This window comes from Bradyrhizobium sp., from assembly GCF_036735945.1.
Classification (GTDB): domain Bacteria; phylum Pseudomonadota; class Alphaproteobacteria; order Rhizobiales; family Xanthobacteraceae; genus Bradyrhizobium.
This window is the reverse complement of sequence record NZ_DAINNI010000032.1, coordinates 15002-37243: the sequence shown is the minus strand read 5'-3', so window position 1 is coordinate 37243 and position 22242 is coordinate 15002. Positions and strand designations below refer to the sequence as shown.

The 22242-nt window shown below is 62.2% G+C and carries 21 protein-coding genes, 1 tRNA gene and 1 pseudogene; 9 read left to right on the top strand and 14 right to left on the bottom strand.

What is annotated here, in order from left to right; translation table 11 throughout:
- Positions 1 to 314: 314 nt before the first annotated feature.
- The gene (locus V7E26_RS13745; protein ID WP_324416727.1) at positions 315 to 947 is read left to right on the top strand and encodes a LabA-like NYN domain-containing protein; all 633 of its coding nucleotides are present in this window, start codon (positions 315 to 317) and stop codon (positions 945 to 947) included.
- Between the two features lie 139 nt (positions 948 to 1086).
- Positions 1087 to 1737, top strand: a complete 651-nt coding sequence (locus V7E26_RS13740; protein ID WP_324416725.1) for a uracil-DNA glycosylase — start codon at positions 1087 to 1089, stop codon at positions 1735 to 1737.
- Positions 1738 to 1777: 40 nt separating this feature from the next.
- Here the strand turns inward: V7E26_RS13740 and V7E26_RS13735 are convergent, their stop codons facing one another.
- From V7E26_RS13735 to dapA, 4 genes are all read right to left on the bottom strand, one after another.
- Positions 1778 to 2353 (bottom strand): peroxiredoxin, encoded by a 576-nt coding sequence (locus tag V7E26_RS13735; protein WP_324416723.1) that lies wholly within the window; start codon positions 2351 to 2353, stop codon positions 1778 to 1780.
- Positions 2354 to 2436: 83 nt separating this feature from the next.
- Positions 2437 to 2910 carry an SsrA-binding protein SmpB gene (gene smpB, locus V7E26_RS13730; protein ID WP_324416720.1) on the bottom strand — a complete coding sequence of 158 codons (474 nt, stop codon included), beginning with the start codon at positions 2908 to 2910 and terminating at the stop codon, positions 2437 to 2439.
- Position 2911: 1 nt separating this feature from the next.
- Positions 2912 to 3328 (bottom strand): large conductance mechanosensitive channel protein MscL, encoded by a 417-nt coding sequence (gene mscL, locus V7E26_RS13725; RefSeq protein ID WP_324416718.1) that lies wholly within the window; start codon positions 3326 to 3328, stop codon positions 2912 to 2914.
- Between the two features lie 42 nt (positions 3329 to 3370).
- Positions 3371 to 4261, bottom strand: a complete 891-nt coding sequence (gene dapA / locus V7E26_RS13720; protein ID WP_324416716.1) for a 4-hydroxy-tetrahydrodipicolinate synthase — start codon at positions 4259 to 4261, stop codon at positions 3371 to 3373.
- Between the two features lie 306 nt (positions 4262 to 4567).
- On the opposite strand from dapA, the gene V7E26_RS13715 reads away from it, so the two are divergent.
- Complete coding sequence (locus V7E26_RS13715) at positions 4568 to 6793, top strand: lytic transglycosylase domain-containing protein (RefSeq protein ID WP_324416770.1); 2226 nt, start codon at positions 4568 to 4570, stop codon at positions 6791 to 6793.
- 34 nt (positions 6794 to 6827) lie between these two features.
- Here the strand turns inward: V7E26_RS13715 and V7E26_RS13710 are convergent, their stop codons facing one another.
- A complete protein-coding gene (locus tag V7E26_RS13710; protein ID WP_324416767.1) occupies positions 6828 to 7022 on the bottom strand; it encodes a DUF3551 domain-containing protein in 195 nt (64 codons plus the stop codon).
- A gap of 207 nt (positions 7023 to 7229) precedes the next feature.
- A pseudogene (locus V7E26_RS13705) lies at positions 7230 to 7289 on the bottom strand (hypothetical protein); the annotation flags it as partial.
- 325 nt (positions 7290 to 7614) lie between these two features.
- Here V7E26_RS13705 and V7E26_RS13700 point away from each other — a divergent pair.
- Entirely contained in the window at positions 7615 to 9147 is a 1533-nt protein-coding gene (locus tag V7E26_RS13700; protein WP_324416714.1) for a porin, read from the top strand.
- A 208-nt stretch (positions 9148 to 9355) separates the two neighbouring features.
- A complete protein-coding gene (locus V7E26_RS13695; protein WP_324416712.1) occupies positions 9356 to 9667 on the top strand; it encodes a hypothetical protein in 312 nt (103 codons plus the stop codon).
- A 370-nt stretch (positions 9668 to 10037) separates the two neighbouring features.
- Here V7E26_RS13695 and V7E26_RS13690 read toward each other — a convergent pair whose 3' ends face one another.
- On the bottom strand, positions 10038 to 11579 hold the full coding sequence (locus tag V7E26_RS13690) for a porin (protein ID WP_324416710.1): 1542 nt from the start codon (positions 11577 to 11579) through the stop codon (positions 10038 to 10040).
- Between the two features lie 888 nt (positions 11580 to 12467).
- Here V7E26_RS13690 and V7E26_RS13685 point away from each other — a divergent pair.
- Positions 12468 to 12561 (top strand) — tRNA-Ser (locus tag V7E26_RS13685).
- A gap of 245 nt (positions 12562 to 12806) precedes the next feature.
- Here V7E26_RS13685 and V7E26_RS13680 read toward each other — a convergent pair.
- From V7E26_RS13680 to gatC, 7 genes are all read right to left on the bottom strand, one after another.
- Positions 12807 to 13073 (bottom strand): hypothetical protein, encoded by a 267-nt coding sequence (locus V7E26_RS13680; RefSeq protein WP_324416708.1) that lies wholly within the window; start codon positions 13071 to 13073, stop codon positions 12807 to 12809.
- 335 nt (positions 13074 to 13408) lie between these two features.
- The gene (locus tag V7E26_RS13675; protein WP_324416706.1) at positions 13409 to 14023 is read right to left on the bottom strand and encodes an HD domain-containing protein; all 615 of its coding nucleotides are present in this window, start codon (positions 14021 to 14023) and stop codon (positions 13409 to 13411) included.
- 1322 nt (positions 14024 to 15345) lie between these two features.
- Positions 15346 to 16830, bottom strand: a complete 1485-nt coding sequence (gene gatB, locus V7E26_RS13670) for an Asp-tRNA(Asn)/Glu-tRNA(Gln) amidotransferase subunit GatB (RefSeq protein WP_324416704.1) — start codon at positions 16828 to 16830, stop codon at positions 15346 to 15348.
- Positions 16827 to 17120, bottom strand: coding sequence for a hypothetical protein (locus V7E26_RS13665; protein WP_324416702.1), 294 nt, complete (start codon positions 17118 to 17120; stop codon positions 16827 to 16829). Before V7E26_RS13665 ends, gatB begins: the two co-directional genes overlap by 4 nt.
- A gap of 2 nt (positions 17121 to 17122) precedes the next feature.
- Positions 17123 to 18598 (bottom strand): Asp-tRNA(Asn)/Glu-tRNA(Gln) amidotransferase subunit GatA, encoded by a 1476-nt coding sequence (gatA, locus tag V7E26_RS13660; RefSeq protein WP_324416700.1) that lies wholly within the window; start codon positions 18596 to 18598, stop codon positions 17123 to 17125.
- The gene (locus V7E26_RS13655; protein ID WP_324416698.1) at positions 18595 to 18807 is read right to left on the bottom strand and encodes a hypothetical protein; all 213 of its coding nucleotides are present in this window, start codon (positions 18805 to 18807) and stop codon (positions 18595 to 18597) included. The genes gatA and V7E26_RS13655 overlap by 4 nt, the downstream gene beginning before the upstream one ends.
- Positions 18808 to 18836: 29 nt before the next feature.
- Complete coding sequence (gene gatC / locus V7E26_RS13650) at positions 18837 to 19124, bottom strand: Asp-tRNA(Asn)/Glu-tRNA(Gln) amidotransferase subunit GatC (RefSeq protein WP_324416696.1); 288 nt, start codon at positions 19122 to 19124, stop codon at positions 18837 to 18839.
- A gap of 386 nt (positions 19125 to 19510) precedes the next feature.
- Between gatC and V7E26_RS13645 the strand changes: the two genes are divergently transcribed.
- The 3 genes from V7E26_RS13645 (at position 19511) to V7E26_RS13635 (ending at position 22199) form a co-directional block, all read left to right on the top strand.
- A complete protein-coding gene (locus V7E26_RS13645; RefSeq protein WP_324416694.1) occupies positions 19511 to 19675 on the top strand; it encodes a hypothetical protein in 165 nt (54 codons plus the stop codon).
- Between the two features lie 209 nt (positions 19676 to 19884).
- Complete coding sequence (locus tag V7E26_RS13640; protein WP_324416692.1) at positions 19885 to 20124, top strand: hypothetical protein; 240 nt, start codon at positions 19885 to 19887, stop codon at positions 20122 to 20124.
- Positions 20125 to 20507: 383 nt separating this feature from the next.
- Positions 20508 to 22199, top strand: a complete 1692-nt coding sequence (locus V7E26_RS13635; RefSeq protein WP_324416690.1) for an arylsulfatase — start codon at positions 20508 to 20510, stop codon at positions 22197 to 22199.
- The last annotated feature ends 43 nt before the right edge of the window (positions 22200 to 22242 follow it).

The window sequence follows — 22242 nt, the reverse complement described above, 5'->3', positions numbered from 1 at the left end:
GTTATAGCGGCGGGGCCGGTTTCGCAAGACTAAATTTGTGATTTGCCTTCCTAATGGGCTCTGCTACCCCACTCGTGGGGGGCCTGGAAGGGCCGGAGTCGGAGCGTCCAGACGCGGCGAGGTTGCCGTGCAGGACAAGTAAATCTCTTCATTGCACAGTCAAAAGTCTAGGTTTTTCGCCCTCGCCCCACCATAATTGCAGTGGTGACTGTAGCGGGGCACGATTCACCGAACTTTAGGCAACAGACTTGGAATCTGCGCGCGGTCGTTAGCCGCTGCGCTAGAAGAACTAACCACAACGTGAGAACCGATTGATGTCACCTACTTCCAACAAGATTGCGCTTTTCATCGATGGCGCAAACCTATACGCAACGGCCAAGACGCTCGGCTTCGACATCGATTACAAGCGCCTTCTCAAGGAATTTCAGAGCCGTGGGACATTGTTGCGTGCGTTCTACTACACGGCGATCATCGAAGATCAGGAATACTCGTCGATCCGTCCGCTGATCGACTGGCTCGACTACAACGGCTACACCGTCGTCACCAAGGCCACGAAGGAGTTCATCGACGCCTCCGGCCGCCGCAAGGTGAAGGGCAACATGGATATCGAACTCGCCGTCGATGCCATGGAACTCGCCGAGCATGTCGACCAGATCGTGCTGTTTTCCGGCGACGGCGATTTCCGCTCGCTGGTTGAGGCAGTACAGCGCCGCGGCGTCCGCGTCACGGTCGTTTCGACCATTTCGAGCCAACCGCCGATGATCGCCGACGAACTGCGCCGGCAGGCCGACGTCTTCACCGATCTCGTCGAGTTGCAGTCCAAGCTCGGCCGCGATCCTTCCGAACGCCCCGCCCCGCGCGAGCCGCGCCATCACTCCCCGCAATTCCTGCAGCGCGCCACCACCGTGGCGCCGCGCGGCGGTGGCGACGAAGATTTCGACGATTGAGAATGAGCCCATACGCTGCTAGAGCCTCGGTTCTGATTGAAACCAGAACCGGGGCTTTTTGTATGGGCGTGCATCGTTGATGCAAACCGGTTCTCGCCCTGATCCGCGGCGGGCTGTTTCCGGAAAGCGCTTTGAACATATGACCTCCCAGCCCGCTGTCGCCGTCGCCGAGCCTGACCGCAACTGCCCGCTCTGTCCAAGGCTCGCCGAATTTCGCGCCGAGGCGCGCGCGAAGGAGCCGGACTGGCACAACGCGCCGGTCGCTTCGTTCGGCAGTGCTGCTGCGCGCCTCCTGATCGTCGGGCTGGCGCCGGGCATGCAGGGCGCCAACCGGACCGGGCGCCCGTTCACCGGCGACTATGCCGGCGACCTGCTGTACGCGACCCTGCTCGAATACGGCTTTGCGAAGGGCGTCTACCAGGCGCGGCCGGATGACGGGCTGAAGCTGGTCGATTGCCGGATCAGCAACGCGGTGCGCTGCGTGCCGCCACAGAACAAGCCGCTGCCGGCCGAGATCAACACCTGCCGGCAATTCCTGGCGACGACAATCGCGACCATGCCGAAGCTGCGCGCGGTCGTCCTGCTCGGCCGTATCGCGCATGATTCGACGCTGAAGGCGCTCGGCCTGCGCGGTGCCGCCGCGCCCTTTGCGCACGGCGCCGTATATGACGCAGGCAGTTTCAAGCTGTACGACAGCTATCACTGCTCCCGCTACAACACGAACACCGGCGTGCTGACGCCAAAGATGTTCCGCGATGTGTTCGCGAAGGTGCGCAGGGAACTGGCTTGACCGACGTCATTGCGAGGCGTCGTTTCGCTCGCAATGACGGTTACGCCGGATTTTCCTTCAGCCACGCCAACACATCGGCGGCGTTGCGGTCGGGCGGAAACACCGGATAGAAGACATGGCGGATGCGGCCGTCGTCGATGATCAGCGCGAGCCGCTTGATCAGCGTCAATCCTGCGACCTTCATGGTCGGCAGTTTCAGCGCAGCCGTCAGCTTGAGCTTCTCATCCGACAGCACCGGGAAAGGCAGATGCAGCCGCGAGGCCATCTCGGTCTGATAGACATTGTCCTGCGTCGAGAGGCCGAACACCTGCCTGGCGCCGGCGGCTTTCAACTCGGCAAACAGGTCGCGGAACGAGCAGGTCTGCGGCGTGCAGCCGCGGGCGCCCGGGATCATGTCCCAATCGTCGACGATGGAGATCTTGCCGGGCTCCCCGGTGCGGGGATAGGCGAACACCACGGTGCGGCCGGGCAGCCCGGATAGCGTCACCGAATTGTCGTCGGTAGCCAGCAGCGTGACCGGCGGCATCGCCATGCCGACCAGATGCGCCGCGCCGCCGTCGTCCACCGGGGCGGGGATCTTGCTCCAATCGACGTCGAGCAGATTTGGTTGTGCCATGATTGCTCCTTCGGAATGCGAATAGCGAGTAGCGAATAGATGCCGTCTTGCTATTCGCTACTCACTATTGGCCATTCGCCATCTTACCCTCGGGCCCGCAGCAGGCGGCCCTTTTCGCGGCCCCAGTCGCGCTTCTTTTCGCTCTCGCGCTTGTCGTGCAGCTTCTTGCCCTTGGCGATCGCCAGCAGCAGCTTGGCGCGGCCGCGTTCGTTGAAATAGAGCTTCAGCGGAATCAGCGTCATGCCTTCGCGATCGACCGCGCCCATCAGCCTGTTGATCTGCTTGCGGTGCAGGAGCAGCTTGCGCGGCCGCTTCGGCTCGTGGTTGAAGCGGTTGGCCTGCAGATATTCCGGAATGTTGGCGTTGATCAGCCAGATCTCGCCGTTCTTGGAATCCGCGTAGGACTCCGCGATGGTGGTCTTGCCGTTGCGGATCGACTTCACCTCGGTGCCGGTCAGTGCAATGCCGGCCTCGATGGTGTCATCGATTGCGTAGTTGAACCGGGCCTTGCGGTTTTCGGCGACGACCTTGATCGGGCGCTCGTTCTTCTCGGCCACGTCAGCCCTTCTTGAGGAGATCGCGGATTTCGGTCAGCAGTTCTTCCTGCCTGGTCGGCTTCGGCGGCGCCGCGGGAGCCGCCTCCTCCTTGCGTTTGAACTGATTCATGGCGCGGATCACCATGAACAACACGAAAGCGACGATGAGGAAATTCAGCGTCAGCGTGAGAAAATTGCCCCAGGCCAGCACCGCGCCTTGCTTCTTGGCGTCCGCCAGATTGCCGGCCGTCACCGACTTGGCCAGCGGCGTGAAATAGTTGGAGAAATCGAGACCGCCGGTGATCGCGCCGATGATCGGCATGATCACGTCGCCGACCAGCGAGGTCACGATGGCGCCGAAGGCCGCACCGATGATGACGCCAACCGCGAGATCGACGACATTGCCCTTCATCGCAAATTCACGGAATTCCTTCAGCATATTGACTTCCCCTCTTCGCCCCTCGGCGAGACAGTTTCGGCGCTAGTTGATCAGGCCTGCATGTACCATGGCGTCGCGCACGGCGACCCGGGTCGATTCCTGTACCGGAACCATCGGCAGCCGCAGCTTCTCATCGACCTTGCCGAGCAGCGAGAGCGCGTATTTCACCGGGGACGGACTGGTTTCCATGAACAGGTTCATGTGCAGCGGCATCAGCTTGTCGTGCACCTTCAAGGCAGTGGCGACGTCGCCCTTCTGCCAGGCGGTGTGGAATTCCGAGCACAGCCTCGGTGCGACGTTTGACGTGACCGAGATGCAGCCATGGCCGCCATGGGCCATGTAGCCGATGATGGTGGCGTCCTCGCCGGAGAGCTGGTTGAACTCCTCGCCCATCGCGGCGCGCTGCTGCGACACCCGCACCATGCTGGCGGTAGCATCCTTGACGCCGGCGATGTTCTTCAATTCCCAGAGACGCTTCATGGTGTCGACCGACATGTCGATCACCGAGCGCGGCGGAATGTTGTAGATGATGATCGGGATGTTGATGGCGTCGTTGATCGCCTTGAAGTGCTGATACATGCCCTCTTGCGTGGGCTTGTTGTAATAGGGTGTAACGACCAGCACGGCGTCGGCGCCCGCCTTCTCGGCGTGTTGCGCCAGCTCGATCGCTTCCCTGGTCGAGTTCGAGCCTGCGCCGGCAATCACGGGCACGCGGCCCTTCGCTTCCTCGATGCACCATTCGACCACGCGCTTGTGCTCATCATGGCTCAGCGTCGGGCTCTCGCCGGTGGTGCCGACCGGGACGAGGCCATGGGTGCCTTCGGCGATCTGCCAGCTCACCAGCGAGCGGAAGGCGGCCTCGTCGAGCGAGCCGTTCTTGAATGGCGTGACCAAGGCGGTGAACGATCCCTTGAATTTTGTCTTGGCTGCCATGGACTTCCTCCAAACGCTTAAGAAACGGCCCCGCCGAACTGGATTGCAATTCATATCGGGTCTGACGGGCCTGCGAAAGGGCTGTACCGTATTGCCCTAGCGCTTTGTTCCGACGCCCTTTCTTGGCCCTTCCCGGCTCTGGGCCAAGCCGCTTTCCCGCGCATGCGCGTCGATAGCCGCGATTTTGCCGCGGTGATGGCGCAAACAGGTCGACCGCGACGTTTTTACCGTTTTGTCCACATATTCGGTCAAATAGACCTATGGCTGGAGCGATTGAATGATTCGCCGCCGCAGAGGAACGCCGTGATCCCTTCCGCCCGCGCCGCCGCATTGCGATCGACCGCACTGGCTACCAGCCTGGTATTGGCGCTCGGGCTGGCGGCTCATCCTCAGGAAGCCTGGGGCAAGTCGAAAGTTCCACTGCCGAAGCCGCGGCCGATCGCCCGCAACGTCGTTCCCAAATCCGCTGCCCCTGCCAACGCGCCAGCCGCTCACAGTGCGGCTGCGACCGCCGCTGCCCCGGCCCCCGCACCCGCGCCGCCGGTGCTGGCGCCCGCCGCGCGCCAGCATGCCGCCTTGCCGCCGCCGCGCAAGCCGGTAGCGACGGCAGCAGTCGCTGCGACGACGTCGACATCGCAGGCCGACAAGGACGCGCTGGAAAATGTCATCGAGCTCGTGCGCAAGCAGAAGGCGGGCGATGCGACGCAAGTGCAATCGACGATCTCGGACCCGGTCGCCCGCAAGCTGGCGGAGTGGCTGATCCTGCGCAGCGACAACAACAATGCCTCGGTCGAGCGCTACCGCGCGTTCATTTCAGCCAATCCGAGCTGGCCGTCGCAGATCTTCCTGCGTCGGCGCATCGAGGCCGCGCTGTGGGACGATCGCCGCGACGACTCAGCGGTGTGGTCGTGGTTCGAAAACGATTCGCCGATCTCGGCAAAAGGCAAGTTCGCGCTGGCCAAGGCGATGCTCGCGCGCGGCGATCGCGCCAATGCCGAGCGGCTGGTCCGCGAGGCCTGGCGCCATGACGGCATGTCGGAAGACACCGAGAGCACCGTGCTCGACATGTTCGGCGCCCTGCTGACGGCGGGCGACCACAAGGCGCGGATGGAATCGCTGTTGTACAGCACCGAGCAGGAGGCCGGCGGCATGCGCGCGGCGAAGCGGCTCGGCTCCGGCCATGTCGCGCTCGCAAAAGCGCGGATTGCGGCCAACAAGAAGGCCTCCAACCTCCGCGCCCTGCTCGAGGCGGTACCACGCGAATTGCACGGCGAGACCGGCTATATCTTCGCGAGGATCCAACTGCTTCGCCGCGAGGAGAAGTTCGCCGAGGCCGCGCAGCTTATGCTGAGCGCGCCGAAAGATCCGAATCGCCTGCACAATCTCAACGAATGGTGGATCGAGCGGCGGCTGCTGGCGCGCAAGATGATCGACGTCGGCGAGCATCGCAACGCCTACCTGATTGCGCGGGATGCGGCGCTGCCGACGCGCGACATCTACAAGACCGAGGCGGAATTCACCGCGGGCTGGATTGCGCTGCGCTTCCTGAAGGACCCGGCGCTGGCCGCCCAGCACTTCTCCCGCATCGGCGTCGGCAGCGCCAATCCGACTGCGCTGGCGCGCGCCGGCTATTGGCAGGGCCGCGCGGCGGAAGCCGCGGGCCGCAGCCAGGAGGCCCGCGCGGCCTACGGCCGGGCCGCCGAGCAATCGACCAGCTATTACGGCCAGCTCGCGCGCGCCAAGCTCGGCCTGCCGCAGCTCGAGCTGAACGGTGTGCCGCGGGGCCGCAGCGCCGAACGGCTGGAGATCGTGCGCGCCGTACAATTGCTCTATGAACTCGACGAGCGCGAGCTGGCGCTCCCGATGTTCCACGACATCGGCGAGAACGGCGATCCCGATGCCGTGGCCGGCCTCGGCGAGCTCACGGCGCGCCACCATGATGCGCGCGGCATGTTGCTGCTCGGCAAGGCCGCGCTCAACCGCGGCCTGCCGTTCGATCACTACGCCTACCCCGTCACCGGCATTCCGTCGTTCAAGCAGCTCGGCCCCGAGGTCGAGCCAAGCATCATCTACTCGATCGCGCGGCAGGAAAGCGCCTTCAATCCGGCGGTGGTGTCGCCGGCGCAGGCCTATGGCCTGATGCAGGTGACGCCGGATGCCGGGCGCTATGTCTGCAAGCGCGCCGGCGTCAGCTTCGACCTGCAGCGGATGAAGACCGATTCGGTCTATAACGCCATGCTGGGCGCCGCCGAACTCGGCGGGCTGATCGAGGACTATCGCGGCTCCTACATCCTGACCTTTGCCGGCTACAACGCCGGCCGCGGCAGCGTGAAGAAATGGATCGAACGTTACGGCGATCCGCGCGACCCCAAGGTCGATGCCGTCGACTGGGTCGAGCTGATCCCGTTCTCTGAGACGCGCAACTACGTGCAGCGGATCATGGAGAATTTGCAGGTTTACCGCGCGCGCTTCGGCGGCGGCACCAAGCTTCAGATCGAAGCCGACCTGCACCGTGGCGCCAGCGTCCAATAACGAGTTTCGGCAGGCCTGCTTCCCCGCCGCACATTTATCGGTGCCGATAGGCCCCCTGCTGCGGACGCGCGAACGCGTATTGGGGATTTATCCCACAATAGGCGTCCGTGCCGCTGGCAGTAGCCATGCATTGGGCATAGCTGGAGAACTGGCAGTTGCCGGGATAGCCCCATACGCGCCCTTGCAAGCAGAAGCTATCCTGCACGGTCTCGGCAGGAATCGACGAGATCGATCGGGATTGACGATAACGCCGACCGCGCGGCGATGACGCCGTCGCACCCGCGTAGAACGGGTTGAAGTCGCACTGCGCTGCGCGGCCGGAGGCCGAAGCCTTGCATTGGCCTATCGTGTAGTAGGTGCAATCGTAATATGCGCCGCCCCCCCAGGGAATGACGTGCATGCAAACGGGAAACGCCGGGTCGTACGTCTGAGCCCTGGCTTGCCCGGCTGCCAAGGCTATTCCCATCGTCACAATCGTCAGAGCCAGAGCGCGCATGGCAAGTTCCTCGAAATCGGCACAAGGGCTGTGTGGCAGACCTGCATCACCCGTACAAGTCAATTCATCTTGCTCGAAAAAGATGCCCCTCGCGGACGAACTTGAATGTAGAACATCGACTAGTCTAAGGCGTGCTGACGTCGGTATTTGGGTCTGACACCGCTGTCATCTGATTTCCAAGATAGTGCGATAGACGCAAACAACCTCGAATGAAGTGTTGCGATGCCACGAATCGGCTAAGCGGGATTCAGAGAGACTGCGGAACCGGACCTGGGAGTGGCCGAGGGGCCGGACCTTACGCTACAGAGCAAACTTGGGGATTGATATGAAGACGATGAAGCGCGTTATTCTCGGTTCGGTGGCAGGCTTGGCCGCCATCGGCGGGGCTCAGGCCGCGGACCTGCCTGTCAAGGCCAAGGCGGTCGAGTATGTGAAAATCTGCTCCCTGTATGGTGCAGGCTTCTTCTATATCCCCGGCACCGACACCTGCATCAAGCTGGGTGGCTATCTGCGCGTTGAAACGGCGATCAACAGCACGCACTACAATGGCGCCTACTCCGGGGCCTTGGGCGCTCACAATCGCCTGTCGAACTATTACTCCAGCCGCTCGCGCCAAAATCTGACCGTCGATACGCGCACGGCCACCGAATATGGCGTGGTCCGCACGTTCTTCGATGCGAACTTCACCTGGTCGACCGGGAGCTACGCCGGCGCCGGAACGGGTGGTACCGTGTACAGCGCGAGTGTCGGCCAGGTTGGTAACCCCTCTGACGGCGGTATCGCCGGTGGTGGCGTTGGCATCAACTATGCGTTCATCCAGTTTGCCGGGTTCACGATGGGCCGGACGGTTTCCGCGTTCGATGCGCCCTGGGTCAACTATCCGTCCAACAATTTCGACGGCCTGGTCGGCGGCAGCGGCTCAACCAACGGCGTGAACCAGTTCACCTACACTGCGCAGTTCGGCAATGGCATATCTGGCAGCCTGTCGGCTCAGGACCCGACCGCGTTCGTGCAGTCGGGCGTAATGAACCTGACGGGTGCTACGGCGGCAGGCATGCTGGGCGGCTCGAATGGTCTCAACAACCTCGGTGGCACGCGCGCTCCGGATCTGATCGGCGTACTCAAGGTCGACCAGGCCTGGGGTGTGTTCCAGCTGTCGGCTGTTGCTCATAACAACCACGCAGCCTATTACGGCGCGACCGAGACCACGGGTCATCCCGACGACAAGTGGGGCTGGGCCGTGCAGGGCGCCTTGCAGATCAAGAACCTCCCGACCGGCGCGGGCGACGTGATCAACATGCAGGCCGTCTACACCGATGGTGCAACCCGTTACAACCTGCAGAGCCTGGCCGCGGTCAGCTACTCGATGTTCGGTAGCGCCAGCACGGCTGGTGCCTACCAGAGCATCGGCTTTGCCAGCGCTCCGGATGCTGTCTACACGGGCACTTCGGCCGCAAACGGCACCGGGCTCGAGAATGTGACCACCTGGGGCTTCCGCGGTGGTTACACCCACAACTGGGATCCCTACTGGAACACTGGCGTCTACGGTGCCTACGCTTCCATCCGGTACGGCAACAACGGCAAGGTTGCCATCTGCACGAACGCGGTTACGTTGCTGGCCCTGGTTGGTACCTGCAACCCCGACTTCAACATCGCCCAGGCGGGTATCATCACTCGCTGGACTCCTGTGAAGAACCTGACGTTCTCGGGTGACTTCACCTGGACCCGCATCGACCAGAAGTACTCGGGGACGGTTGTCGCTCCGACTCTCGCATCGGTCGCCAAGCCGGCAGCCGTGTACGAGTTGAAGGACCAGGACAGCTTTAACTTCCTGCTCCGGGCCCAGCGCAACTTCTGATCCGGACTATCCGAGCAAAGAGCCCCTCGGCAGGCAGCTGCCGGGGGGCTTTTCGTTACCAGCCATTGATCAACGATCGCGATCTTGGCTCCCTCCAGTGAAGCGAGCGGCGGGCTGACCTGCTCGGCGGAAGACGGGCCAAGGCCCGCAATACTGAAGCTCCTCCGGATGAACCCTGCAGGAGGCTCATTGAGCCCGCAGGAGTCGAATGGAACGTCTACGTCGGCCATTTACTGAATTTGCTGAAAAGTGCGATCGCCAGGCAGTTGAGCTGGTGATGCCGAGCCGTCGCTCGCTCACGTCGGGGGCGAAGGAGCCCGGTCTGCGCGACCCGGTGCTGCGACGCCGGTTGGACAGGGTCCGGAGGAGCCGGCGGCGCGGCGCCCCATCACAGGCGACGCCGATGTCGGCGGACCATGGTTCGGAGATCACCCGGCTGCGCCAGGAGAACGATCGGCTGCGCATGGAGCGCGACATTCAAGAAATGTCGATCGCGATCTCTGCCGGACCCCAGACATGAGCTTTCGCTTCATCGAAGACCAACGCGACAGCTATCCGGTACGGGCGATGTACGCCATGCTCGAGGTCTCGCCGGCCGGCTGTTATGCTTGGCGCGAGCGTCCGGTTGAGCGCCCGTGCAACCGCCGGGTCCGCGTTGCTGCCGAGATCCGGCAGGCCCGTCGCGACAGCGGCCAGCGCCATGGCAGTGCCCCGCATCCACGCTGTCCTGCGAACGGGCGGCCGTCATGGATATCTACAGCCGCAAGATCCGTGGGCTGCGCATGCGGCACCGAGCGACGAAACTTTCCGGCCACGAAATCCCACCCTCATAACGAAAAACCCCGGCAGTCGCCTGCCGGGGTCTTCCTCGTTGTCAAGATCTTCCGAGATCAGAAGTTACGCTGAGCGCGGAGAAGCAGGCTGACAGTGTCCTGATCCTTGAGCTGATACGTAGCCGCCGGCTTTGCCGGGGCGTTGACACCGGCTGTCGGCGTGATCGTGCCGGCAAACTTCTGGTCCAGCATGGTGTAGGTAACGTCCGCAGAGAACGTCAGGTTCTTCACCGGAGTCCAGCGGATGATGCCACCGACCTGGCCGATGTTGAAGTTCGGGTCGCAGTTGGTGATACCAGCAGTCTGCGCGCCGATTCCCGCGATGGCGCCGCAGATGAGAGCCGCACCGCCATTGCCGTACTTCAACTGGGCGTACGCACCGTAGATCGCGCCGCTCCAGTAGGGGTCGAAGTTGTGGTTGAACGCACCGCGCATACCCCAGGTCTGGGCCGTTGCAATGCCGGTGCCGGTTGCGTACACACCGTCCGCGACGCCAGCAAGACCAACGCTCTGATAGGCGCCCGGCACGTTGGTGCCGCCGAACATCACGAAGTTCTGGCCAACCAAGCTCTGGAAGTTACGACGAGAATTGCCGTCGGTGTAGACCGCCTGCAGGTTGATCGTGTCACCCGCGCCAGTCGGGATGTTCTTGATCTGCAAGCCGGCCTGCACAGCCCAGCCCCACTTGTCGTCAGGATGACCCGTGGCCTCGGTCGCACCGTAGTAGGCGGCGTGGTTGTTGTGGGCCGCAGCCGACAACTGGAACACACCCCAGGCCTGATCGACCTTCAAGACACCCACGATGTCGGGAGCCCTCGTGCCACCCAAGGCGCTGAGGCCGTAGGCACCACCCTGGAATGCGGGACCGTTGAGAAGAACGCCATTCGCACCCAGGTTATACAGATTGCTCTGGTGGTACGCCGTAGGATCTTCCAACGCAATCGAACCCGACACGCCGTTGCCGAACTGCGCGGTGTACGTCAGCTGGTTGACCGCGGTGACGTCGCCGCTGCCGCCGACGAGACCGTCGAAGTTGTTGCCCGGATAGTTGACCCAGGGGGTATCGAACGAGGAGGTCGTCTTACCCATCGTGAACCCAGCGAACTGGATGAACGCGTGGTAGACGCCGACCGAACCGCCAGCGATGCCGCCGTCAGAGGGGTTGCCGACCTGGCCAACACCTGCGCTGTACGTGGTACCACCGGTGCCGGCGCCGGCGTAGTTGCCCGTGGTCCAGGAGAACGTCGCGTCGAAGAACGTGCGGACCACGCCGTATTCGGTCGCGGTGCGCGTATCGACCGTCAGATCCTGACGGGAACGAGCGGTGTAGTAGTTCGACAGACGGTTTTGTGCGCCGTTCACCGAAGAATACGCACCGTTGTAGACCGAGCCGTTGAACGCCGTTTCAACGCGCAGATAACCACCCAGCTTGATGCAGGTGTCGGTGCCCGGGATATAGAAGAAACCCGCGCCGTACAGGGAGCAGATCCTCACGTACTCGACCGCTTTGGCCTTGACGGGAAGATCGGCCGCCTGTGCTCCGCTCATGGCGATCAGACCCGCCGCTGAGCCGAGGATAAGGCTCTTAACCATCTTCATATTAAACCTCCAAGTTGCTCTGTAGGGAAGGTTCCGGATCCGCTGGGTGAAACACCCTAAGGTTGGTTCCCTTGTCCCCTGAAACCCGCTTAGTCGCTTCGCGCCTTCGGACACTCCCGCATGAACGCGAGGGACTTAAGCGAACCACCTAAAACGGGACGACCTCGGGATGCCCCCCTCCGTCGCCCGATCACAATTACCGAGGACTTCTGCACAAGCAACAAAGGAACCGCTTCCGGCACCTCGACTCGCCCCCTTTTCCGAATTGTGTTGCACAAATAACACGGGTTTGTGATCGAAGATTTTCTGCAAGACATTGTTTTTATTAAAGAATTATGAATAACCCAACCGGCACCCCGGTTGGAGGTGCACGCACCGCAGCAAGCGGTTCACGCCCGCAAGCACAGGATCCCGTATCGAATCGAGCGCGCGATTCCGAATCCGCAATGGACGATTACGCACACATTATAGAGTGAGCCGTGGAGGCTGATCCGACGCCGCGAGGCCGTGCAAATGCGCCGGCTCCCTTCCCGGGGTCCGCCTCCAGTCGAGCTCCAGATCCCCTGCCCGATGGAACAAGGCCCAATCCGGGCAGAAACCGATGAAAATGGTGGAACCCGGCTCCTGCCGGGATCGAGAGCCCGCTCGCGGGATGCCGACCCGGCCTCCTGTCGCGATCCGAGCCCCGCCCGGCGCTGCCGCGAGTCGCACACCCGGAATCGAATCAATTTCGCGCGACTGAGAGCCACGAGCACCTCTCGACGCGCCGCCAGCGCGCGGCGTCGGGTGAGAGCCGTCGCCGGCGAACGCTTCGCCTCCAAATGGTCTTGCTGCAATCGCAATCTGCCGCTTGCGGCTCGCCCTCGCCTCAGGCATATCCGCGCTTACGGAGCTGTGGCCGAGTGGCTGAAGGCGGCGGTTTGCTAAACCGTTATAGGCTTGTAAAGGCCTATCGAGGGTTCGAATCCCTCCGGCTCCGCCATTTGCCGGCTTTGGCGGCCCCGATTCTCTCTCCAGCCCCGATGCAAGGACGCCAGGTCGCTCGCTGGAGCAGCAACGACCTGCTTCGCCACAGCCACCAAGCCATTGAAGCGATATCGGGTCGTCTTCAGCGTTGCACGATTCCAATCACGGTATCTGCAATCGAAGGCGACCATCACGCTGTCGAAGAAATGTTGTCTTGCCAATGGCGAGCCACCGATGTGATGACGTCACCCGCCGCAGGCCTCAGTGCGCGGTCATCCACGCACGGGCTTCGCGCTGCGCGGCCGCGATCTCGGCATCCGACATCATCGCGGCAACCTCGCGGCGCATCGCGATCGCATCGGCGCGGCCCTTCAGCGCGGCGAGATTGAACCATTTGTGGGCCGCGACCAGGTTCACGACACCGGAGCGGCCGCTCGCCCAGTAAAGCCCGCGCTCGAACAGCACGTCCGGAATCGCGGTCGCTTCCACCGCAATGGCCGCATCGAGATCGATCTGTCCCTGAAACATCGCTGGTCCCCCTTTTTATCGTTGCCGCCCTCCCCCGAGCGCGGCCCCCGTCCATTTGTTGAAACGCCTGTCTGTCTTCCCCAACGCCGTTTGCCGGTCTGTTGTTGAGGCGATCATGGCCGATCAAATTTGAAGGGCAGTTTAAGGTTCGCGATGAACGGGGTGTAAATGCAGGCATCGCGCGGCCGTCGACAAGATCGCAGAAGTACCTGCAGCGCAGGCAGAAATCGGCAATCGTGAAGTTCGGTTTACCCTGCCGCTTGGCGGATCGATAACCATTGCGGCATCGCCTTGCGCGGCCTCGATGGAAACGAACCTCGCGGGCGCGCGGCTGCTCAGGATGGCCGTGCTGGCTTGAGCCATCCCCGGCATACCGCGTCATTGATTGCCGCCTCGGCCGCGTCCCAAAGCGCCGGTGAGCCATCGGCAATGCGGCAGGTCAAGGTTCGCTCGCGCGCCTCGTCCACATCATAGTCGGTCCAGGTGCCACCGCCGACCGCGTGGTTCAGCAGAATCGGTTGCAGGCGGTCGACCGCCTTGGCAAACCGCGCATCCGCCGTCGCGGCGGCCTCGAACTCGGTCCACAGCGCAAGAAATTCGGCCGCCTGCCCGGTCGGAAGCAACCCGAACAAACGATGGGCTGCGACCGTCTCGCGCGCAGCCTGGGTGGCAGTTCCCACCTCGTCGAACAACGGCGTGTCGCCGCAGTCGATCTCCACCAGATCGTGAATCAGGAGCATCGATACGACGCGCAGCGGATCGATCCGCTCGGCCGCGTGGGACGCCAGCACCAGGGAGAACAGCGCGATATGCCAACTATGCTCCGCCGTATTCTCGCGCCGCGAGCCGTCGGCAAGGCGGTTACCGCGGACAACCGATTTGAGGCGGTCGGCTTCGAGGAGGAAGCGAAGCTGCGAAGCAAGCGGCTCGGCCAGTCGGAAAACCAACAATTCGAGGGGATCTGATGCGAGGCTGCTGTGTCATGCGGTCAAACTGATGGAGCCCGCCCGCCGCCGCCACGCATAAGATATGCGCGCGCCAATCTAGATCGGGACGCAGTGCGCCGGGTTGCTGACAAGGCGTGCCGGCGAGCCTCAGGGTTAACGCCAGCGAGCACGGGTCTTCCCGACGGACATCGACCATGCAGCCGAGTATATGCTCGGCGCCGCGTCGTATTCAATGAACCGCCGCTTCGACCCGCGCACTGCTGCTGGCCCTCGCATGGAATCTGGCGAGACCAACGGTGCTGGCCGTCAATCAAATCGGGCATTCGGGAGTTTGGAAAAATCGACGGGCCGGATCGGAGAAGGCCCAAGTCATCGGGACGAAGGCGTCCCGGGAACGAGGGCGTCGGCGAACACGTCAGGACCAGATTTCACGGCGGGCGTTGGCCCGATGAAATTGCGGATAGTTAAGGATATCCGCACCGAACGAAGAAAACCTGTTTTCTTCTGCCGGACCGGTTTTGAAAGAAGCCTTCCAAGAAGCGATCCGACCGTTGACCTGATGTCTCGCCGACACCCTCTTTCGTCGACAGAGCCTTCAGACATTCATCCGGGGCTCGTGTGACGTGCCGGCATCAAGCCGCCGGCAACTTTCAAAGAAGCGAGCTTACTTCTTCTTCTTGGCGACCTTGCGGGTCTTCTTCGCAGTCTTCTTCACTGCGCTCTTCGCCTTCTTTGCCTTCTTAGCTTTCTTGGCCATGTTGCCCTCCTAATGTAAGTGAGATGGCTTTAGTCAGTTGCGTGCACCCGGGAATCGAGATGCACTACATCCCGAATACACCAACGCACTCAAAAAAACAGCTTCCCGCTTAAAGAAGTGTTGACGCAGCAAAGTCGAAGCGCGCAGAGCGACAACGTCGGCGACTCCAAATCGCGCTCGCGTCCTGACTAAAAAAATGCCGCGACGATGCACGTCCGCGTTCTCCGATATTGCATGAATCGCCTTTACTGCAGCGCTTTTCTGAGTTCACCACAACGATGATCGATGCACGATCAATGTCGTGACGACTCGGCGACTCCGTCAAATTGACGCGTGCACGGACTCTGAGTCGCAAGGTTTGGCAACAAATAAATTTTCACTGTCCCGGCGCTGGAGTCTCGCCGACGCACGCCAAATCGAACTTTCCGGACGAATCGCGATCCTCGATTCGGACGCCTCTTGCAGTCGCGGCATCAGCGCGCCGGATCACAATCGACGATCGATGCATGCGTGCGTGCATCGATCTCAACCTCGCAGATGCTGCCAGCGTGTCCCGTTACGGGACGATTCAGATGCCGAGCTTCGTCTTCAACAAGTCGTTCACGGCCTGCGGGTTGGCCTTGCCGCCGGATTGCTTCATCACCTGGCCGACGAACCAGCCGGCAAGTTGCGGCTTTGCCTTCGCCTGCGCGACCTTGTCCGGATTGGCGGCGATGATGTCGTCGACGACCTTCTCGATCGCGCCGAGATCGGTGACCTGCTTCATGCCGCGCGTTTCAACCAGCTCGCGCGGATCGCCGCCTTCGGTCCAGACGATCTCGAACAGGTCCTTGGCGATCTTGCCGGAGATCGTGCCCTCGCCGATCAGGCTGACGATCGCAGCGAGTTGCGCCGCCGACACCGGCGAATCCCCGATGCCATGGCCTTCCTTGTTGAGACGGCCGAACAGTTCGTTGATCACCCAATTGGCCGCGAGCTTGCCGTCGCGCGCCTTGTCGGCAAGGCTGGCGAGCACAGTCTCGTAGAACCCCGCGCTCTCGCGCTCGGCCACCAGCACGCCGGCGTCATAGGGCGACAGGCCGAGGCTCTCGATGAAGCGCGCCTTCTTCTGGTCCGGCAGTTCCGGCAGGTCCGCTTTCAACCCGTCGACATAGCTTTGCGTGAACTCGAGCGGCAGCAGGTCGGGGTCCGGGAAGTAACGATAGTCGTGCGCCTCTTCCTTGGAGCGCATCGAGCGCGTCTCGCCCTTGTTGGGATCGAACAGCCGCGTCTCCTGATCGATCGCGCCGCCATCCTCGATGATCTCGATCTGGCGCCGTGCTTCGTACTCGATCGCCTGGCCGATAAAGTTAATCGAGTTCATGTTCTTGATTTCGCAGCGAGTGCCGAGCGGCCCGCCCGGCTTGCGCACGGAAACGTTCACATCGGCACGCAGCGAGCCCTTCTCCATGTCGCCGTCGCAAGTTCCGAGGTAACGCAGGATCGAGCGCAGCTTGGTGACATAGGCCTTTGCCTGCTCGGCGTCGCGGATGTCGGGTTTCGACACGATCTCCATCAGCGCCACGCCGCAGCGATTAAGGTCAACATAGGTCATGGTCGGTGACTGATCGTGCAGCAACTTGCCGGCATCCTGTTCCAGATGCAGCCGCTCGATCCCGATCACGGCCGTCTTGCCACCCTCGAGTTCGACCTCGACCTCGCCCTCGCCGACGATCGGCGACTTGTACTGGCTGATCTGGTAGCCCTGCGGCGAGTCCGGGTAGAAATAGTTCTTGCGGTCGAACACCGAGCGCAGGTTGATCTGCGCGTTGAGACCGAGGCCGGTACGGACCGCCTGCCTGACGCATTCCTGATTGATGACGGGCAGCATGCCCGGCATCGCGGCATCGACCAGCGAGACATGGCTGTTGGGCTCGCCGCCGAACTCGGTCGAGGCGCCCGAGAACAGCTTTGACTTCGAGGTGACCTGGGCGTGCACTTCCATCCCGATCACGACTTCCCAGTCGCCGGTCTGGCCCTTGATCAGTTTTCCCGGATTGACTGACACGTTCATGCTTTTCCACTCCCGAGCAGCGCGGAGACGATCCGCTCCCATTCGGTTTCAAGAGAATCCTTCGCCGCTGGCTGGCCGGCCTGCCGGTACCAATAGCCGGCATTGCCGAGATCGCCTTCGACGCGATGCAGATAGGCATGCACCCAGGCGGCATCAGTGCTGGCTTCATCCTGCACGATCCTGTGCGCCCGGTCCCAGTCGCCCTTTGCCGCCCACCACAATGCTGCCAGCGGCGGTTCTAGGCTCGGCGCAGGCGCTGTAGCCGTGAGGCTGGCGCGGAAATCCACCATCGCTACCACCAGCGCGGCGGCGTGAAGCGGCCGGCCGCCTGCTCCACGATTTCGCCGAGCGAGAACAGCGTCTCCTCGTCGAACGGACGGCCGATCAGTTGCAGGCCGAGCGGCAGGCCCTGCGCGTCCTTGCCGGCCGGCACGGCGATGCCGGGAAGTCCCGCCATGTTCACCGTCACCGTGAAGATGTCGTTGAGATACATCTCGACAGGATCGGCGCCGCCCTTCTCGCCGACACCGAACGCCGCCGACGGCGTCGCAGGCGTCAGGATCGCGTTGACGCCCCTGGCGAAGCAATCCTCAAAATCCTTCTTGATCAGCGTGCGGACTTTTTGCGCGCGCAGATAATAGGCGTCGTAATAGCCGGCGGAGAGCACGTAGGTGCCGATCATGACGCGGCGGCGCACTTCATCACCAAAGCCCGCGGCGCGGGTGCTCTCGTACAACTCGCCGATCGAGCGGCCGGGCTCGCGCAGGCCGTAACGCACGCCGTCGTAGCGCGCGAGGTTGGACGAGGCTTCCGCCGGCGCCACGATGTAATAGGCCGGCAGCGCGTATTTGGTGTGCGGCAGCGACACATCGACCAACTCGGCGCCGGCCGCCTTCAGCCACGCCGCGCCCTCGGTCCAGAGCTTTTCGATCTCCGCCGGCATGCCGTCGAGGCGATACTCCTTCGGTATGCCGATCTTCATCCCCTTCACGGACTTGCCGATCGCAGCTTCGTAATCGGGCACGCCGATGTCGACTGACGTCGTGTCCTTCGGGTCGTGGCCGGCCATCGAGCGCATCAGGATCGCGGAATCGCGCACCGTGCGCGCGATCGGCCCGGCCTGGTCGAGCGAGGACGCGAACGCCACGATGCCCCATCGCGAGCAGCGGCCATAGGTCGGCTTGACGCCAACGGTCGCGGTGAAGGCGGCAGGCTGCCGGATCGAGCCGCCGGTATCGGTCGCGGTCGCGCCCATGCAGAGCAGCGCCGCCACGGCGGAGGCCGATCCGCCCGACGAGCCGCCCGGCACCAGCGTGGTGTTGGAGCCTTCGCGCCGCCACGGGTTGACCACCGGGCCGAAGCACGAGGTCTCGTTCGACGAGCCCATCGCGAACTCGTCATTGTTGAGCTTGCCGAGCATGACAGCGCCGTCGCGCCAGAGCTGCGAGGTCACGGTGGATTCGTAGGGCGGCACGAAATTGCCGAGGATTTTTGAGCACGCGGTGGTGCGCACGTCCCTCGTCGCGAACAGGTCCTTGATCCCGAGCGGAATGCCCGCAAGCGGGCCGCCCTCGCCTTTGGCGATCTTCGCATCGACCACGCGCGCCATGTCGCGGGCCTTGTCAGGCGTTTCCAGCACGAAGGCGTTGAGCGAGCGCGCCGCCTCGATCGCGGAAAGATGCGCGTCCGTCAGTTCAAGCGAAGTGAAAGACTTGTTCGCGAGGCCCTCGCGGGCCTCGGCGATCGTCAGGGATGTCAGGTCGGTCATTTATTGATCGGGCTGCAGAAGAACGGAGAAAGCGTCTTGTCGTTGGCGGGATCGTCCGGCTTGGGCCGCGTCCGCTCATTGGCCTCGAGCGCGTCGAGGACAGCATCCATCGCCTTGTCGGGATCGGCGGCCTTGCCCTGCCGCTCCATCGCGTCGAGGTAGTTCATATAGGCCTGATAGGCCTTTTCGTCGTCGCAGAGCAGACACATCGGACTTCCGATCCAAGCAAGAACAGAGTTTATTCCACCACCTTCGGCACCAGGAAGAAATGGTTCTGTGTTTCCGGCGCATTCCCGACGATGTCGTCGGGAATTTCGCCGTCATTGACCACGTCGCTGCGCTTCTTCATTTCCATCGGGGTGACCGACGTCATCGGTTCGACGCCGTCGATGTTCACCTCCGAAAGCTGCTCCACGAACGCCAGCATGGCGTTCAGCTCGCCCTGCAGGTGGGGAACCTCGGCCTCGGTGACCGCAATTCGCGCCAGATGCGCGATGCGGCGAACGGTGGCGGCATCAACGGACATTAATATAGGCCTCAAACGGGGAATTGGCATCCGCCGTATAGCAGAGGCCGCTTTTGCGCCGCAACCTGCGGGAACGGGCACCGGCGGGCCTTTGGGCGTTTCCCGCCCCGGGCGGACAAGCTTTCATGTACGAAGCGCGGATTTCCTGGGCAAAAACGCTCCGATGAAACCATTTTCGTCCCCCGGCGTAGTCGTCCTGAAACAGACGGGGAATGGAGTCACGGCCAGAACGTCGGGAGGCCGTCTCATGTCGACCATCGAAAATGACCGTGCCGGTTCGGAAAGCTGGGATCCCGCCCTCTGGTCCATCGGGACCGCCCTCGGCATCGCGATCGTCTACCTCGCCTGCTTGACCTGACCGAACGGGAGGGAACGGGAGGAGAGCCATGTCTCAGGCTAAGATCCTGCAGAAAAAGGCGGAAATGTTCGAACGCCGCGCTGAAAGCGCGACCGACCCGATCTCACGCCAGCATTACAAGGAAATGGCCGCGCACTACCGGGCGCTGGCTGTCGAACATCTGGAAACCAGGCGCGACGAACCGGCGCATTGAGCCCGCAAGGGGCCGACAGTGGCGCCCCGCCCTTCATGATTTGAGATTCGCGCCTCCTTCGCTATCGTGGACCTCCATAGTCGAGGTCAACGGGCAGTCGCTCGCCGGGTGACAAGAACAAGATCAAAAGCCGCCGGGGAGCGCAGCATGGATTTCATCGAAGCCAATGGCGCTGCCCTGCGCTGCGAGTTGACCGCAACGAACAGTTGATGATCTGGGGCGACACCGTGCATGTGCCGGAAGTGCAGACCGCATTTCCGGAAGCCGGCATGGCCTTCGACACCGATCTCGCCGCCGCTGCTGCCTCGCGCAAGCGCATGTTCGACCGCGTCGCCGCCGACGGCGTCCTGATCGCCGGGATGCATCTGCATTTCCCGGCCTTCTCGCGGCTGGCGCGGCGAGGCAATGCCTACGCACTCTATCCCGAAGCCTGGGTTCACGCGTTTTAGGAACACACTGCCACGATAGCACGGCCAAGGGCGTGTGCCTGCAGAACCGCCCGCTGCTTTCGCAGTGCACTGGCTACCGACCTGTCTGTCAGCAAGAAAGTCGATTTTCCGTCTCGGATCGAACCGGAATTGCATTGATCTAGATCAACAGCCGATCAATCAAACGTCCATCAACTTAAGCGTTAGTGAACTGCCAGCCCACGAGCAAAGTCTCGTCAAGGCTCTTTCCATGCCTCGCAACAACCTATTGCTGCAAGCCGACTCTAAATTCCGTATTCGACCCCACATAACACGTCGATAGCCCAAAATCAGGAATTGGTCCGGACCAACAGATGGAATCGTTCGATGCGCGAACGATCCGAAATCATTTGGAGAAACGTACCATGAGTATCCGTAACCTCATCTGGACGAGCGCAGTCGCGCTGTCCACCAATTTGACGCCGGCAACCTTGCCAGCGACCGCGCAGCAACAACAGCGGCCACCAAATATACTTGTCATCATGGGCGACGATGTCGGTTGGTTCAACATCGGCGCGTACCATCGCGGCATCATGTCGGGGAAGACGCCGAATCTGGACAAGCTGGCGTCAGAAGGCATGATTTTTACGGACTACTACGCCGAGGCAAGCTGCACGGCGGGCCGGGCGAACTTCATCACCGGCGAACTGCCTATTCGCACCGGGCTGACCACCGTCGGCCAGGCTGGAGCGGATGTCGGCATGCCGGCACAGGCGGTCACGCTCGCCACCGCTCTGAAGGCGCAGGGTTATGCCACCGGTCAGTTTGGCAAGAACCATCTCGGCGATCTGAACAAATACCTCCCGACCCTGCACGGCTTCGACGAGTTCTTCGGATATCTATATCACCTCGATGCGATGTCCGATCCGTACTGGTACTCATTTCCCGTCAACCAGGACTATTACAACAAGAACGGCCCGCGCAGCCTGATCCGCAGCTTCGCGACCGATACCGACGATACGACCGAGATGCCGCGTTGGGGCAAGATCGGCAAGCAGAGGATCATCGACGAAGGCCCACTGCCGCCGTTCCCCGACATGTCGAACGTTCCGAACATGCACGACTTGCCGTTCCTGAAAGCAAAGTACGACATGACGACCTTCGACGAGGTGCTGGTCAAAGCTACTGGCGACTTCATGGACAAGACCAAGCGGGAAGGCAAACCGTTCTTCATCTGGCACAACACCACTCGCATGCACGTCTGGACCTTCCTCTCGAAGAAATACAGCGCCATGCAGAACAGCGAGACCAATTTCGGTCTCGAGGAAGCCGGCATGGCTCAGCTCGATGACAGCGTCGGTGCCCTGATGAAGAAGCTCGATGACATTGGCGAGGCCAACAATACCATCGTGATCTTCACCACGGATAACGGTGCCGAGGTATTCACTTGGCCGGATGGCGGCATGACGCCATTCAAGAATACTAAGGGCACCGTCGGCGAAGGTGGCTTCCGCGCACCGGCCATCATCCGCTGGCCGGGCCGGGTCAAGCCAGGGAGCGTCGAAAACGGAATCTTCTCAGGTCTCGATTGGTTCCCCACCCTGATGGCGGCGGTGGGCAATCCCAATATCACCGAGCAACTGCTGAAGGGCGTGAAGCTCGGCGACCGGACCTACAAGAATCACCTGGATGGCTACAATCAGATGGACTTGCTCACCGGGAAAGGCCCATCCAAGCGAGAAGAGATCTTCTACTTCGGTGGAGCACAGCTGGGTGCGGTGCGCATCGGCAATTTCAAGTTCCAGTTCTATGTGCAGCCGTGGGGCTGGCCGGGCGAGAAAACCACCACGGACATGCCTTCGATGGTCAACATTCGCCAGGATCCGTTCGAGCGCACGCCGTTCATTCGCGGCGAATCGTCGAACACGGGTGCATTCGGCTACGGCAACGACTTCTTCGCCCGCGAGTTCTGGCGTTTCGTTCTGGTTCAGGAGTATGTCGGGAAGCTGGCCCAGACGGCAATCGAATTTCCGCCGATGCAGGACCCGGCTTCCTTCAACCTCGAATCAGTGAAGAAGAAGATCGAGGAGTCGATCAAGAATCGCCCGGGTCAGTAGATCGCACAGAAAGTAGAGGCGACCCGAGAGAACGTGCAAAGGG